This is a genomic window from Pelomonas candidula (assembly GCF_043555985.1).
In the GTDB taxonomy this organism is placed as follows: Bacteria; Pseudomonadota; Gammaproteobacteria; order Burkholderiales; family Burkholderiaceae_C; genus Pelomonas; species Pelomonas candidula.
Genome location: NZ_JBIGIC010000008.1, coordinates 179,626 through 193,221, shown reverse-complemented (window position 1 = coordinate 193,221; position 13,596 = coordinate 179,626). Strand labels below are relative to the sequence as shown.

General features: G+C 65.8%; 14 protein-coding genes. 7 read left to right on the top strand and 7 right to left on the bottom strand.

From position 1 onward, the window contains the following. Nucleotides 1–19: 19 nt before the first annotated feature. Nucleotides 20–1,321, bottom strand: coding sequence for an exodeoxyribonuclease VII large subunit (xseA, locus tag ACG04R_RS17165; protein ID WP_394413286.1), 1,302 nt, complete (start codon nucleotides 1,319–1,321; stop codon nucleotides 20–22). A 361-nt stretch (nucleotides 1,322–1,682) separates the two neighbouring features. Here xseA and ACG04R_RS17160 point away from each other — a divergent pair, with 361 nt between their 5' ends. The 7 genes from ACG04R_RS17160 (at nucleotide 1,683) to ACG04R_RS17130 (ending at nucleotide 6,300) form a co-directional block, all read left to right on the top strand. Then, nucleotides 1,683–2,300 (top strand): MotA/TolQ/ExbB proton channel family protein, encoded by a 618-nt coding sequence (locus ACG04R_RS17160; protein WP_394413282.1) that lies wholly within the window; start codon nucleotides 1,683–1,685, stop codon nucleotides 2,298–2,300. A gap of 16 nt (nucleotides 2,301–2,316) precedes the next feature. After that, nucleotides 2,317–2,733 carry an ExbD/TolR family protein gene (locus ACG04R_RS17155; RefSeq protein ID WP_394413279.1) on the top strand — a complete coding sequence of 139 codons (417 nt, stop codon included), beginning with the start codon at nucleotides 2,317–2,319 and terminating at the stop codon, nucleotides 2,731–2,733. Continuing rightward, nucleotides 2,699–3,754, top strand: coding sequence for a tetraacyldisaccharide 4'-kinase (lpxK, locus tag ACG04R_RS17150; protein WP_394413275.1), 1,056 nt, complete (start codon nucleotides 2,699–2,701; stop codon nucleotides 3,752–3,754). The genes ACG04R_RS17155 and lpxK overlap by 35 nt, the downstream gene beginning before the upstream one ends. After that, nucleotides 3,739–3,951: a Trm112 family protein gene (locus ACG04R_RS17145; RefSeq protein ID WP_394413272.1), complete on the top strand. Its 213-nt coding sequence runs from the start codon at nucleotides 3,739–3,741 to the stop codon at nucleotides 3,949–3,951. The genes lpxK and ACG04R_RS17145 overlap by 16 nt, the downstream gene beginning before the upstream one ends. After that, complete coding sequence (gene kdsB / locus ACG04R_RS17140; protein WP_394413269.1) at nucleotides 3,948–4,685, top strand: 3-deoxy-manno-octulosonate cytidylyltransferase; 738 nt, start codon at nucleotides 3,948–3,950, stop codon at nucleotides 4,683–4,685. Before ACG04R_RS17145 ends, kdsB begins: the two co-directional genes overlap by 4 nt. 99 nt (nucleotides 4,686–4,784) lie before the next feature. Further along, nucleotides 4,785–5,441, top strand: coding sequence for an adenylate kinase (adk, locus tag ACG04R_RS17135; protein WP_394413266.1), 657 nt, complete (start codon nucleotides 4,785–4,787; stop codon nucleotides 5,439–5,441). A 100-nt stretch (nucleotides 5,442–5,541) separates the two neighbouring features. Further along, nucleotides 5,542–6,300, top strand: coding sequence for a 3-hydroxyacyl-CoA dehydrogenase (locus ACG04R_RS17130; RefSeq protein WP_394413263.1), 759 nt, complete (start codon nucleotides 5,542–5,544; stop codon nucleotides 6,298–6,300). Between the two features lie 77 nt (nucleotides 6,301–6,377). Here the strand turns inward: ACG04R_RS17130 and ACG04R_RS17125 are convergent, their stop codons facing one another. The 6 genes from ACG04R_RS17125 to ACG04R_RS17100 form a co-directional block, all read right to left on the bottom strand. After that, on the bottom strand, nucleotides 6,378–7,631 hold the full coding sequence (locus ACG04R_RS17125) for a hypothetical protein (protein WP_394413260.1): 1,254 nt from the start codon (nucleotides 7,629–7,631) through the stop codon (nucleotides 6,378–6,380). Between the two features lie 83 nt (nucleotides 7,632–7,714). Beyond that, nucleotides 7,715–8,152, bottom strand: a complete 438-nt coding sequence (locus ACG04R_RS17120; RefSeq protein WP_394413257.1) for an ExbD/TolR family protein — start codon at nucleotides 8,150–8,152, stop codon at nucleotides 7,715–7,717. A gap of 15 nt (nucleotides 8,153–8,167) precedes the next feature. Further along, nucleotides 8,168–8,596 (bottom strand): ExbD/TolR family protein, encoded by a 429-nt coding sequence (locus tag ACG04R_RS17115; protein WP_394413254.1) that lies wholly within the window; start codon nucleotides 8,594–8,596, stop codon nucleotides 8,168–8,170. A 34-nt stretch (nucleotides 8,597–8,630) separates the two neighbouring features. Next, nucleotides 8,631–9,452 (bottom strand): MotA/TolQ/ExbB proton channel family protein, encoded by an 822-nt coding sequence (locus tag ACG04R_RS17110; RefSeq protein WP_394413251.1) that lies wholly within the window; start codon nucleotides 9,450–9,452, stop codon nucleotides 8,631–8,633. Nucleotides 9,453–9,530: 78 nt separating this feature from the next. Further along, nucleotides 9,531–10,172, bottom strand: a complete 642-nt coding sequence (locus ACG04R_RS17105; protein WP_394413249.1) for an ABC transporter substrate-binding protein — start codon at nucleotides 10,170–10,172, stop codon at nucleotides 9,531–9,533. Nucleotides 10,173–10,605: 433 nt separating this feature from the next. Beyond that, on the bottom strand, nucleotides 10,606–13,449 hold the full coding sequence (locus tag ACG04R_RS17100) for a TonB-dependent receptor plug domain-containing protein (RefSeq protein ID WP_394413247.1): 2,844 nt from the start codon (nucleotides 13,447–13,449) through the stop codon (nucleotides 10,606–10,608). Nucleotides 13,450–13,596 lie beyond the last annotated feature (147 nt).

Sequence of the window (13,596 nt, the reverse complement as noted above, 5' to 3'; positions counted from 1 at the left end):
CGATTGTAGGGAGGGCACATCACCCTTGCCGCGAAGGCAGTACCCCCAAAACACGCAAATCGGCGCTGCCGTCGGCCAGCACGGCGCGCACTTCGTGGCCGGGCAGCAGCGCGTGCACGGACGTGATCGCGCCGCCCTGCCCGTCGTCCAGCCAGGCATAGCCGCGCGCCAGCACATGCTGCGGGTCCAGCGCCTGCAGGCGGGCCTGCAGCGAGTCCAGGCGGGCCGCCTGGCGGCGCAGCGTCTCGGCCAGCGCACGCGCGGGGCGCGGCGCCAGGTGAGCGAGCCGCTGGCGCTGCAGCTCGATGTGCCGCCCCGGCGCCGCGGCGGCGCGCTGGGCCAGCAAGTCCAGCAGGCGGCGCTGGCGGGCCAGCGCATCGCTGGGCCGCGACAGGCGCAGCGCCAGGCGATCCAGCCGCTGGCCGACGGACTGCAGCCGGTGCTCCAACCGCAACGCCAACGCGCGCTCCAGGCCGGCCAGTTGCTGCAGCAGCGCCTCACGCGACGGCGCTGCGAGTTCGGCGGCCGCCGTGGGCGTGGGCGCGCGCAGGTCGGCGGCGAGGTCGCTGAGCGTCACATCGGTCTCGTGGCCCACGCCGCAGACAATGGGCAGCGCGGATGTCGCCACGGCCCGCACGACACGCTCGTCGTTGAAGGCCCACAAGTCCTCCAACGAGCCGCCGCCGCGCACCAGCAGCAGCACGTCGACCTCGGCCCGCTCATTGGCCGTGCGCAGCGCATTGACGAGGGCCGGCGGCGCCTCCGCGCCCTGCACCGGGCTCGGGTAGACGATCACCTCCACCTGTGGCGCGCGGCGTGCGAGCGCCGTCAGCACGTCGTGCAGCGCCGCGCCGGCCGTGGACGTGACGACGCCGATGCGCCGCGGCAGCACGGGCAATGGCCGCTTGGCGTCGGCGTCAAAAAGGCCTTCCGCCGCCAGCCGCGCGCGTAGTTTCAGGAACTGCTCGTACAGCGTGCCGGCACCGGCGCGCCGCATCGCCTCGACGACGAACTGCAGCTCGCCGCGTGGCTCGTAGACGGCCACGCGCCCGCGCAGCTCGACCAGCGCGCCATCGGCCGGCGAGAAGTCCAGCATGGCCGCGGCACGGCGGAACATCGCGCAGCGCAGGCTGGCGGCCTGGCCATCAGCGTCCTTGATCGTGAAGTAGCAGTGCCCGCTCGCAGCCCGCGTGAAGCCCGAGATCTCGCCCCCAACGACGACGACCGAGAAGCGCTCCGCCAGGCTCTGCGAGATGGCCTCGACGAGACCCGCCACACCCCAGATGCGGCGGTTTGATGCGGCCTCGCGACCGTCAATCACGCGCAACCCCAATACCGGCGCGGGCCGGGAAGTCCACAGCCGCGCCAATACTGGGCTGGCGGGCGATTTCGGCTCACGACGCTTGTCACGGCATCGTCATGAGCACATAAGGCCTTGTTTTTCAATTCGATTTCCGCTGCTCAAACTTGAGGCAAGTTGTCCAAGGCCTTGATTTGACGACCTCTGCGGCCCACCGCCCCGGGCTTGCCCACAAAGTTATCCACAGCAGCAGTGGATTGTGGGAACGCTTTCCTTGGGGTGGCGACACCGGCTGGGGGAGCCAAGCCTGGGGTCATAATCCCGCGCACTTTCACGGCCGCCAGCGGCCCATCATTCGACGCATTCTTCGACGGGGACGCCCTTGTTTTCCATCATACAAGCCGCCGGTTGGCCGATCTGGCCCTTGCTCCTGTGCTCCGTGGTGGCGCTGGCCCTGATCATCGAGCGGCTGTCCAGCCTGCGATCCAGCCGCATCATGCCGCCGCGCCTGCTGGAGGATGTGCTCAACGTCAGCGCCCAGCAGTTGCCCGCTCCCGACATGGTCGACCGCCTGGCCGAGAACTCGCTGCTGGGCGAGGTGCTGGCCGCCGGCCTGCGCGCCGTGACGGCCGAGCCGCAAATGCCCGAAGCCAAGCTGCGCCAGGTGTTCGAGTTCGCCGGCCGCCGCGCCGTGCACCAGCTCGAGCGCTACATGAACACGCTGGGCACCATCGCCACAGCCGCGCCGCTGCTGGGCCTGATGGGCACGGTGGTGGGCATGATCGAGATCTTCGGCAGCCAGACGCCCGGCGGCGGCAACCCCGCCCAGCTGGCGCACGGCATCTCAATCGCTCTCTACAACACGGCATTCGGCCTGATGATCGCCATCCCGTCGCTGATGTTCTACCGCTACTTCCGCGGCAAGATCGAGGAGTACGTGCTGGAGCTGGAAGCCGCCGCCGACCGCCTGCTGGGCCAGCTGCGCCGCTTCACGGCTTGAAACAGGATCACAGGCCATGAAGTTCCGCGCTCCACACCGCGAACCGCCGGAGATCAACCTGATCCCGTTCATCGACGTGCTGTTGGTGATCCTCATCTTCCTGATGCTGTCGACGACGTACTCCAAGTTCACCGAACTGCAGATCACGCTGCCGTCGGCGGATGCGGACAAGCTCAAGGACCGGCCGCAGGAAGTCATCGTCGGCATCGCCGCCGACGGCCGCTTCGTCATCAACAGGCAGCCCGTGGAGGGCCGTTCGGTCGACATCCTCATCGGCGCGCTGCGCCAGGCCTCGGGCGGCAACACCGAAGCGTCGATCATCATCTCGGCCGACGCCGCCACGCCGCACCAGGCCGTCATCAACGTGATGGACGCTGCCCGCCGCGTGGGCCTGACCCGTGTCACCTTCGCCGCGCAGACCGACGCTCGCTGATCGCCTTCAAGCCGAGTGGCTGACCGGCGGGCCACTGTCCGTCGCGCTGCTGCCGCTGAGCTGGCTGTACCGCGGACTGCTGGCGCTGCGCACGCAGGCCTACCGCACGGGCCTGAAACGCACCGAGAAGCTGCCGGTGCCGGTCATCGTCGTCGGCAACTGGATCGTCGGCGGCGCCGGCAAGACGCCCACGACGCTGGCGCTGCTGGAGCTGCTACGTGCCCGCGGGCTCAAGGCCGGCGTTGTGTCGCGCGGCTACGGGCGCGAGGGCGACGGTGTGCGGCTCGTCACCCGCGTGTCGACGGCGCGCGAGGTCGGCGACGAGCCGCTGCTCATCCACCTGCGCGGCCGCGTGCCGGTGGCCGTGGGCCGCGACCGCGTTGCCGCCGCACGCGCGCTGCTCGCCGCCCACGCCGACCTGGACCTGCTCGTCAGCGACGACGGCTTGCAGCACTGGCGGCTGCCGCGAGCGCTGAGCCTGCTGGTCTTCGACGAGCGTGGGCTGGGCAACGGCCGGCTGCTGCCCGCCGGCCCGCTGCGCCAGCCGCCCACCGCGTTGGCCGCGGAGCAACTCGTCGTCTACAACGCCCCGCAGCCCAGCACCGATCTGCCCGGCTTCCTGGCCAAGCGCGGCCTGAAGGGCGCCGTCTCGCTGGCCGGCTGGTGGACCGGTGCCCCGGCCACCGCCGAGGCGTTGCTCGCGCTGCGCCAACGCCCGGGCCTCCTGGCCGTCGCCGGCATCGCCCGGCCGCAACGCTTCTTCGACATGCTGGCCGCACAAGGCCTGCGCGTCGACACGCTGGCGCTGCCCGACCACGCCGACTTCGCCACGCTGCCCTGGGGGCCCGCAACAGCCGGCGTCGTGATGACCGAGAAGGACGCCGTGAAGCTGCCGCCCGAGCGCGTCGGCACGCTGCCCGTCTGGATCGTGGCGCTAGACTTCTCGCCCGGCACCGGCTTCGAGCCCGCGCTGGACGCCCAACTGCAACGCCTGTTCCCGTCCCGATGGATCAACGACTGATTGAAATGCTGGTCTGCCCGCTGTGCAAGGGGCCGCTGACGCTGCTGCGCGGCGCTGAGCCCGACTTGCCGGCCCTGGCCTGCCGCGCCGACCGCCTGGCCTTCCCGATCCGCGACGGCATTCCGCTGATGCTGGAGAGCGAGGCCAAGCCCTGGGACCCGGATGCGCCGACGCCGCCCGTCACGCTCGCGCCGTGAGCTTCACGGTCATCATCCCGGCGCGCCTCGCGTCGACCCGCCTGCCCAACAAGCCGCTGGCCGACATCGCCGGCCTGCCGATGATCGTGCGTGTTGCGCAGCGCGCGGCGCTGTCAGGTGCCAGCCAGATCGTCGTCGCGACCGATGCGCCTGAAGTCGCCGCCGCCTGCGCGGCCCACGGCGTGCGCGCGCTGATGACGCGAGCAGATCACCCTTCGGGCAGCGACCGCCTCGCCGAAGCCGTCGAGCAACTGGGCCTCGCCGACGATGCCGCCGTCGTCAACGTGCAGGGCGACGAGCCGCTGATCGCGCCGGCCATGATCGACGCCTGCGCCGCGACGCTGGCCGCGCAGCCCGACTGCGTGATGGCCACCGTCGCCCATGCGTTGACCGACGCTTCCGAGTTTGCGAATCCCAACGTCGTCAAGCTGGTCACCGACAAGGCCGGACGGGCGCTGTACTTCTCGCGCGCGCCCATCGCCTGGTGGCGTGACGGCGCGGGCCAGCCCAACCAGGCGCTGCGCCACGTGGGCCTGTACGCCTACCGCGCCGGCTTCCTGCGCCGCTTCCCCACGCTGGCCGTGAGCCCGCTGGAGCAGATCGAGTCGCTGGAGCAGTTGCGCGTGCTGTGGCACGGCGAGCGCATCGCCGTGCACGTCAGCGCCGAGCAGCCCGGCCCGGGTGTCGACACGCCCGTGGATCTGGAGCGCGTCAGACGGCTGATCCAGGGCTGAGCGCGCCCCGGCACGTCAGGCCCTAGAAAGGCCACATGCGATACTTGATCGCTGACCGAGGCGGGGTTTTTTAACGACCCCGACACAACGAGGAGACCCATGCGACTGATTCTTCTGGGCGCCCCGGGCGCCGGCAAAGGCACCCAGGCAGCCTTCATCTGCAAGCAATTCGGCATTCCGCAGATCTCCACCGGCGACATGCTCCGTGCCGCCGTCAAGGCCGGCACCCCCCTGGGCCTGCAGGCCGACGCCGTCATGAAGTCCGGCGCACTGGTCAGCGACGACCTCATCATCGCGCTGGTCAAGGAACGCATCGCCCAGCCCGACTGCACCACCGGCTTCCTGTTCGACGGGTTCCCCCGTACCATTCCCCAGGCCGACGCAATGAAGGCGGCCGGCGTGAAGCTGGACTATGTGCTCGAGATCGACGTGCCCTTCGACGCCATCATCGAGCGCATGAGCGGCCGCCGCTCGCACCCGGCCTCCGGTCGCACCTACCACGTCAAGTTCAACCCGCCCAAGGTGGAAGGCAAGGACGACGTGACCGGCGAGGATCTGGTACAGCGCGACGATGACAAGGAAGAGACCGTCAAGAAACGCCTGGACGTCTACTCCGCGCAGACGCGCCCGCTGGTCGACTACTACTCGCAATGGGCCGCCACCGGCGACGCCAACGCCCCCAAGTACCGTCGCATCGCCGGCATCGGCTCGGTCGATGAGATCACGCGCAACGCGCTGGCTGCATTGAGCAGCTGACCGCCTCACGGGCACGACAAGCCGCGGCACCTTCGGGTCCCGCGGCTTTTTTGTCGGCCACAATTGACGTTCACGTCAATCAACCCAGGAGTTCCTCATCATGGAAATCGCAGGCAAGGTGTTCATCGTCACCGGCGGCGCCTCGGGCCTCGGCGAAGGCACGGCCCGCATGCTGGCCAGCCACGGTGCCAAGGTCGTCATCGCAGACTTACAGGCCGAACGCGGCCAGCAGGTCGCGACCGAACTCGGCGGCGTCTTCGTCAGGTGCGACGTCAGCCAGGAGGCCGATGGCCAGGCCGCTGTGGCCGCGGCGACGAGCCTTGGCAAGCTGGTCGGCCTCGTCAATTGCGCCGGTATCGCACCAGCCATCAAGACCGTCGGCAAGGACGGCGCGCACCCGCTCGCAAGCTTCACGAAGACGATCACCGTCAACCTGATCGGCACTTTCAACATGATCCGCCTCGCCGCTGAGGCGATGGCGAAGAACGATCCGGAGCCGACCGGTGAACGCGGCGTGCTGATTTCGACAGCCTCTGTCGCCGCCTACGACGGCCAGATCGGCCAGGCAGCCTACTCGGCGTCCAAGGGCGGCGTCGTCGGCATGACGCTGCCAATCGCCCGCGACCTGGCCCGCAACGGCATCCGCAACATGACCATCGCGCCGGGCATCTTCGGCACACCGATGCTGTTCGGCATGCCGCAGGAAGTGCAGGACGCGCTGGCTGCCAGCGTGCCATTCCCAAGCCGCCTGGGCACGCCCGAGGACTACGCGAAGCTCGTGCACCAGATCGTCACCAACGACATGCTCAACGGCGAGGTGATCCGCCTGGATGGCGCGATCCGCCTCGCACCGAAGTGACCTCGGCAGACCGCCAATGAAAAACGGGCCTGGTTCACACCAGGCCCGTTTCGTTTGTCGACGGCGTCGTTGGCCGATCAGCGCTTCTTCGACTGAATCACCCACAGACGGGCCAGGTCGGCCGCGCCTTCATTGCCCTTGACAGACCTCCAGGCAGCCTGGGCCTTCGCGGCGTCGCCACCCAGTTGGTAGGCCAGGCCCAGATAGAGCTTGGCATCCTCGGCACGCTTCAGGTTGCCCTTATCGATACCCTGCTGGATCTGCTCGATCCCCTTCTTGGCATTGCCACCGAAGGCGTTGGCGAGGCCCAGCGTGACCAGCGCATTGCCATCCTTGGCATCCCCGGCGGCCTTCTCGTTGGCGGCGGCACCAGCCTTGGCTTCGGCGATCTTCTTGGTCATCAGGTCGGCCAGGCGCTTGTGGCGGGCACCTTCGGCCCCCTGACCCAGCACGCCGGCAGCGAAGCCCTTGTCGACGACCTGCTTGCCCTCTTCCGGATAACCGGCCTGGGCAGCCAGTTGCGCCATCTCCATGTAGTCCTCGGCGCCACGCGACATGTTGCCGGTGGCCAGGCGCAGGCGATAGAGGTCCAGCGCGTAGCGGCTGCTGTCGAAGCTCTTCTTCTGCGGCAGGTCACCCAGGATCTGTGCCCACAGCTTGGGGTCCGGGTAGTAGTTCAGCAGCTTTTCGGTCGCGATGGCCTCGGCGTTGGTATCGCCCTTCTTCTGCGCCGCCCAGAGCAGATTGGTGAGCTTGTCCTTTGCCGGGGCGCGGCCGGCTTTTTCGTCAGCCTGAATCTCAGCCAGAGTGTCCTTCAGGAAGCCCGAGACATCGCCCGACTTGAACTGGGCCTGCTGCTGCACTTGCTTGGCCGTCGGGCTGTTGCCGCCGGCCGCGAAGTACTTGTTAGCCCACTCCAGCGCCTTGGCCGCATTGCCGCCACGCAGATAGGTACCAGCCAGAGCTTCCATGTACTGCAGTTGCTGCGCGGCGGACAGCTTGCCAGCACCCTTCAGTGCGTCGAAGGAACGCGCCATCGTGTCCGGCTCGTTGGCGACCATCGCTGCCGAGAAACGGATGCCTTCGATGGCGTTGTTCTCAGCCGCCGTGCGGCCACCCACGGCTTCGGCGTCACGCAGCTTGGCCAGTGCTTCCTTGGCCTTGCCGGCCTTCAGCAGCTGGCTCGCTGCGGTCAGCGGCACGCCGACTTCCTTGCGCACGGTTTCCTGGGCAGCGGCCTGGCTGAAGCCAAATTCGGCGCCCGGCGCGCCGTTCAGGGACAGGGCCAGCACGCCAACGGCGACAGCCACCACGGTTTTCAAAGTCTTCAACTTGCTCTCCTGCAAAGCAAAAACGCGCCGCCCTTTCGGGCAGCGCGCATCAAAGTATCGGCGTCAACTGGCCCGAGCTCACGTCACTTGACGTATTGCTCGTTACCAACCATGCCCATCTTCTTGACGTTGTTGCGCTGGGCCGAAGCCATCACCGCAGCCACGACGCCGTAGTCGACGAGCTTGTTCGGCTTGATGTGCAGTTCCGGCTGATCGCTGATCGGCATCGCACCGACTTCCTGCATCTTGGCGTTGACCGCGTCGATGTTCGCCAGCGCCTGGGCGTCCCAATAGATGGTGCCGTCGAAATCGATCATGACCTCATGCACTTCCGGCTCCTTATCCGGAGGCGTCGAGGTCGGCGGCGGCATGTCCAGGTTGATCGTGTGCAGCTGGATCGGGATCGTGATGATCAGCATCACCAGCAGCACCAGCATCACGTCAATCAGCGGCGTCGTATTGACGTCCATCATGACTTCGGGTTCACCGCTGCCCGACGAACTTCCTACATTCATTCCCATGCTTGACTCCTGGGATCAGCCGCCGCGGGCCGGAGGCTCGGTGACGAAGTTGATCTTCATGATGCCGGCGCGCTGGCAGGCATAGATCACGCGACCGACCGACTCGTAGCGGGACTTGTCGTCGCCGCGGATATGCACCTCGGGCTGCGGGTTCTTGACCGATTCCTTGCCGAGGCGCTTCACGAGCTCCTCCATGTCAGGAACCAGCTTGGTACCCCAATAGACGTCGCCGTCCTTGCTGACCGAGATTTCGATGTTCTCCGGTTTGGTGACACGGACGATGTTGGTTTCCTTGGGAAGGTTCACCGCGATCGACTGGGTCACCACCGGCACGGTGATGAGGAAGATGATCAACATCACCAACATCACGTCCACGAGGGGCGTGGTGTTGATGGTTGCATTGACTTCGTCCTCGCCGGAAGAAGATCCGACGTTCATGCCCATGGCATTGGCTCCTGTTCGAGCTGCAGCTCAGGGATTAGCGCTTGACGGCGCGGTTGCCCATCAGCACGCCGTGCAGATCACCGGCGAACGAGCGAACTTGGCTCATGACACTCTTGTTGCGGTTGACCAGCCAGTTGTAGCCCAGCACGGCCGGCACGGCGACGACCAGACCGATGGCGGTCATGATCAGTGCGGCGCCCACGGGGCCGGCCACCTTGTCGATGGAAGCCTGGCCGGCTTGGCCGATGGCGGTCAGCGCGTTCAGGATGCCCCACACGGTACCGAACAGGCCGATGAAGGGAGAGGTCGAACCCACGGTGGCCAGGAAGCCCAGGCCGGCGGAGATCTTGGTGTTGACGTCGGCGACGGCACGGTCGACGTTCATCGTGACCCAGCTGCTGTGGTCGATGTTCTCGGTCAGGGCGCCTTCATGGTGCTCCGAAGCCTCGATGGCGGCCGTAGCGATGTAGCGGAAGGCGCTTTCCTCCTTCAGACCACGCACGCCATCAGCCAGGCTGGCCTTCTTGAAGAAGGTGGAGCGGACTTCCTTGGCTTCCGACGACAGCTTGGCGGTGTCCCACAGGCGGACAACCAGGATGTACCAGGAACCCATGGACATGATGGCCAGCAGCACCAGCACGGCCTGGTCGACCGGGTTGCCGTGAGCAACGATGTTGCCCAGGCTGTAGGGGTTGTCGGCCGGCTTGGAGGCAGCAGGCGCCGGAGCGGGCGCGGCGGCGGCGTCGACAGCCGAGGCGGCGTCGGCCGGCTTCTGATCTTGCGCGTGGGCAGGCGAGACGGCCAGGGTCGCGGCCATGGCGATAGCGGCAAGGAAGCCGGTGATGCGAGAAATCATGGAGTCAACTCCTAGGGAAAGATTCTGGTTTGGTACGTTCTGGATGCGCCGGGCTGGCGCAGGTTCAAGGCGGCTGTCTTAGTCGATCTTGAACTGGAACTCTTGCTCGAACACGTGATCGCCCGGGCACTCGTAGGTATCACGCAGCGTGGCTTCGATGGCCTGGACCATCGCACGCTGGGCCTTGCGGTCCACGCCGCCCTTGAGCGACTGGATTTCGACGGCGGTGACGCGGCCAGCCTTCACGGTCGCGACGGCCTTGAAGAGGGCTTCGCCAGACCAGTTCACGGAAGGCATCTCGGGCGTGCCGCGCTTCGTGCAGACCATGGCGGCGGTCACACGGGTCGGCTTGGCCGGCGGCGCCGGAGCTGCCGCCGGCGGGGGCGCCGGGCGAACTTCTGCAACGGCGGGCGGTGCGACCTGCGTCGACTGAATGGCAGGTGCCGGAGGCGCCGGGGCAGTCACCTGGAATTCAGGCGGCGGCACGAAGGGCGGCGGCGGGGCCTTGAGGTCCGGCGGGGGCGGCACCACCTTCTCGGGCGGCGGCGGCGGCTTGACTTTCTCTTCGATGACCTTCGTCTCGATCGGGCCAGAGACCTTCTTGACGATATCGCGAGCCAGGCCGCTGGCGAGCGCATAAATGGCCACGACGTGGATCAGGGCCACGATGCCGATACCCGTGAACCGGGATGCGCCCTGCTTCTCCTGCGCAAAATTCATGCGCGCTCCTTCTTGCAACTACAAATCACAGTCGATGACTCTCAGGAATGTGGCCACTGCAGAACGGCGGAAGTTGCGCTCCTGCCGTCAACCAGTTCCCGAAGGGCATGCATTCTAGATCGCGGAGAGAACGTTTCCGCCTCGTTGAAAGCATGGCACTGCCCGAGGGTATGCCAGCATCTACGCACCTGACGGGCCAAAAAAAACGCCCGGTGGCAAAAGCCGTCGGGCACGCATTTCATCGCCACGAACCAGGCGCAGCGGATGCCACACCCCCGGCCAAACCTGGCCACGCAGTCATCTTAGCCGCGCGTTTCAGGCCGTTTTGTTGGGGCTAACCCGGGCAAAGGAAACAGCTTGATTACAGCCGTTCCGGCATAAAAAAGCCGCGCCTTTCGGCGCGGCTCACGTTCAGAGAAGCATCAAGTCAAGGTCAGAAGAACTTGTAGTTGATGCGGCCATAGAACTGGCGACCGATGGGGTTGGTGTAGGTCGGATCGTAGCCAGTCTGGAAGTACAAGGAGTTACGCGAAGAAGGCGGATCCTTGTCGAGCAGGTTCTTGATGCCGAAGACCAGCGACAGCGACTTGGTGGGCCTGACGGTTGCCTGACCATCCCAGGTGATGTAAGACGCCACCTTGCGCACTTCGGGATAGGTCGTGCCGTCCACCGCCGTCGGATCGGTGTAATCCTCGTAGCCCTTGGTGTAATTCTGGGTCAGCGAGGCATCGAACATGCCGTTGCCCCACAGGAAGGTCAAGGCATGTCGCCAGCGCGGAATGGCGCCGAAGTCCTTGAACTTGCCCAGATCACTGGTCGCAGCCAGGCCCGTGTACTGGTAGCCGTGCGTCAAGAAGAGCGTTCCGTCGAGGTTGACGCCAAACGAGCCCAGGCCGGCGAACTTCACGCGCGATGCCACGCTGAAGTCGAGACCGGACGCATACGTCTTCGCGGTGTTCTCCTCCGGCAGGTAGACATAGGCGATCGGGAAGTCGGGGTTCGTGCTGCCCTGCTTCGCGCCGAACTGGTTGCCGTCGTCTACCCACCCGTTGGAGAAGTCGTGGAGAGAGTCCTTGTATTTGGGGTCGTATCGATAGATGTAGCTCGCGTACTTGGTCGGATCGCTGAGCACCTGGATCTCTGACTTGGCGACGATCGGGTCGGTGATCTTGACGTTCCAGTAGTCGACGCTTGCCGTCAGCTCGCGGATGGGAGAGAACGCCACCCCGAGGGAGAACTGCTTGGACTTTTCGGGGCGCAGATTCTTGTCGCCGGACGTGGCCGAGTTGAGCTGCACATCGCACTCGTCCTGAATGGCGCCGACCGGGTTGGTGTTTGTGATGGGCGTGCCACCGGGGCAACGCACCGGATCGCTCCAGTTCGCCGACGTGTTGTTCCCCGTCGTGAGCGGGCGGAGGTTCTCATAAAGCGTCGGAGCACGGAAGCCGCTGGCGACCGAACCGCGCAGGACCAGGTCCTTCGTCGGCTGGTACCGCAGACTCGCCTTGGGGCTGAACTTGCTGAAACTGGTACCGAAGTCGTTCTTGTAGTTGTCGTACCGGCCTGCCAGGTTCAGCTCGAGGTCCTTGTAAAGCGGCACCACCAGTTCGCTGACCACCCCGGCGACCTTGCGGCCGCTCGCAACACCTGGCACGGGGCCATTGCCCCCCACCACATCACCACTGGCAAGAACCGGCATCGAGACCTGGTCGATGGTTTCCTTGCGGAAATTCGCGCCGATAGCAAAGCTCATCTCGCCGTAGGCCATCGTGTAGATGTCGCGCGACATGTGGAAATCCAGCTCGGTGGCCTTCGACTCGGCGGTCTGCTGCAACTGGCCCGTCAGCAGCGCGCTATTCAGCGCCGCCTGGCTGGTGGCATCTTGCGGCCCGAAGACGTTGATATCGCCCTTCGCAACGAGCGGCGTCAGGGTGGCGTAACTGAACTGCCCCGGCCCGAAATAGATCTGTCCCTTGTTGCTCGAGAAGGTCAGGGCCACGTCATAGTCCCAGCCCGCGAGCAAGCCCTTGGCACCGATCAGTACGCGGTCCGTCTGCGTCTGCGTGATGTCCGAGCGACCACCGCCGGCAACCGTTCGCCACGTGCCGGTGATGTCGCCGGTCGGCGTCACGGTCACGTCGTTCGCCAGGACAGTCTTGCTAGCAAGCACCGTGCCGTCGGCGAACGTGTAACCCGCGGGCACGGTGATGCCCTTGGGAACCGTGATCGACTTGGGATAGAAACGGCCGTTGGCCGGATACGTCATCTTGAGCGTATAGGGCGCCGGCGAGTAGAAGGATTGCTGCCAATCGGCGTTGTGCATCGCCTCCGCGATGATCTGGTTGTCGCCGTCTACCTGGAACACCGCGCGCGCCGAAACGTTGTCGCGCCTTTGCTGCGGAATGAGGTCGATGAACTTCACATAGTCCGTACCGCAGGTGCCCGCGGTGGAACGCTTCACCAGGGCGAAGTCGGGTGACACGCAACCGTTGTAGGCCAACGGATTGACCGTCGTGTAGCTGTTGCCGAGCGTGTCGGAGAAATTCAGATTGGGAATGCCGTTTCGGGGCGACGACTTGTTGATCCCCAGGTCAGGACGAACGGCCGTGCTGGCAAAACTGCGCTGGCTGGCCTTGAGCGGATCGACGCCTTCATAGCCGGCCGTCAGCATCACGTTGAAGCGATCCTTGTCGAGATCGCCAAAGCCCAGCACCGCGCTCAGGTTGTGCGAGTTGCCGCCCCCCTTGTCAGACTTGTATTCGGCCGCAGTGACCTCAGCGCCCTGATAGTCCTTCTTCAGGATGAAGTTGATGACGCCGGCAACGGCATCGGCACCGTACACGGCGGAGGCACCATCACGCAGCACCTCGACCCGCTCGACCGCAGCCAACGGGATCGAATTCAGGTCCACGGGGTTGTTGCCGAACGCGAAATTCGCAATGCGGCGACCGTTCAGCAGCACCAGCGTGTACTTCGGGCCCAGGGCGCGCAGATTGGCCGTCGAAGCACCACCGGTGGCACCCACGTTGTTGGCCACGACATTGCCGCCAAAGCTCGAAGGCAGCAGATAGACCAAGTCCTGGACGGTCGTGGCGCCGGTGCGCGCGATGTCCGCCTTGGTGATCGTGGTGATGGGCAGCGAAGTTTCGGACGCAGCCCTCTTGATGCTGGAGCCGGTGACTTCGATGCGCTCCAGTTTCTGGGTTTCTTCCTGGGCCAGCGCGTGGGTTGCGGCCAGCGCCAGGATCGCACTCGTGATGGTGGTTGTTTTGAACATTGAAACTCCTGTCAGAGATGAAAGGGTTCCGCAGTGATGTCTGCGGTACTGGCCGGATACGACCAATCCTTGGGCTGGGCGATTTGCCCAGAGTCAGGGGTAACGCGAGTTTGAACGCCCATGACAAATATCACGGCCCGGTAAAGC

Bases quoted from the DNA above. Each gene is read 5' to 3' on its own strand.
- ACG04R_RS17155 (WP_394413279.1), top strand. From the start codon at position 2,317: ATGAAGTTCCGCGCTCCACACCGCGAACCGCCGGAGATCAACCTGATC.
- ACG04R_RS17110 (WP_394413251.1), bottom strand. From the start codon at position 9,452: ATGATTTCTCGCATCACCGGCTTCCTTGCCGCTATCGCCATGGCCGCG.
- adk (WP_394413266.1), top strand. From the start codon at position 4,785: ATGCGACTGATTCTTCTGGGCGCCCCGGGCGCCGGCAAAGGCACCCAG.
- ACG04R_RS17130 (WP_394413263.1), top strand. From the start codon at position 5,542: ATGGAAATCGCAGGCAAGGTGTTCATCGTCACCGGCGGCGCCTCGGGC.
- ACG04R_RS17105 (WP_394413249.1), bottom strand. From the start codon at position 10,172: ATGAATTTTGCGCAGGAGAAGCAGGGCGCATCCCGGTTCACGGGTATC.
- ACG04R_RS17120 (WP_394413257.1), bottom strand. From the start codon at position 8,152: ATGGGAATGAATGTAGGAAGTTCGTCGGGCAGCGGTGAACCCGAAGTC.
- ACG04R_RS17100 (WP_394413247.1), bottom strand. From the start codon at position 13,449: ATGTTCAAAACAACCACCATCACGAGTGCGATCCTGGCGCTGGCCGCA.
- ACG04R_RS17145 (WP_394413272.1), top strand. From the start codon at position 3,739: ATGGATCAACGACTGATTGAAATGCTGGTCTGCCCGCTGTGCAAGGGG.
- ACG04R_RS17115 (WP_394413254.1), bottom strand. From the start codon at position 8,596: ATGGGCATGAACGTCGGATCTTCTTCCGGCGAGGACGAAGTCAATGCA.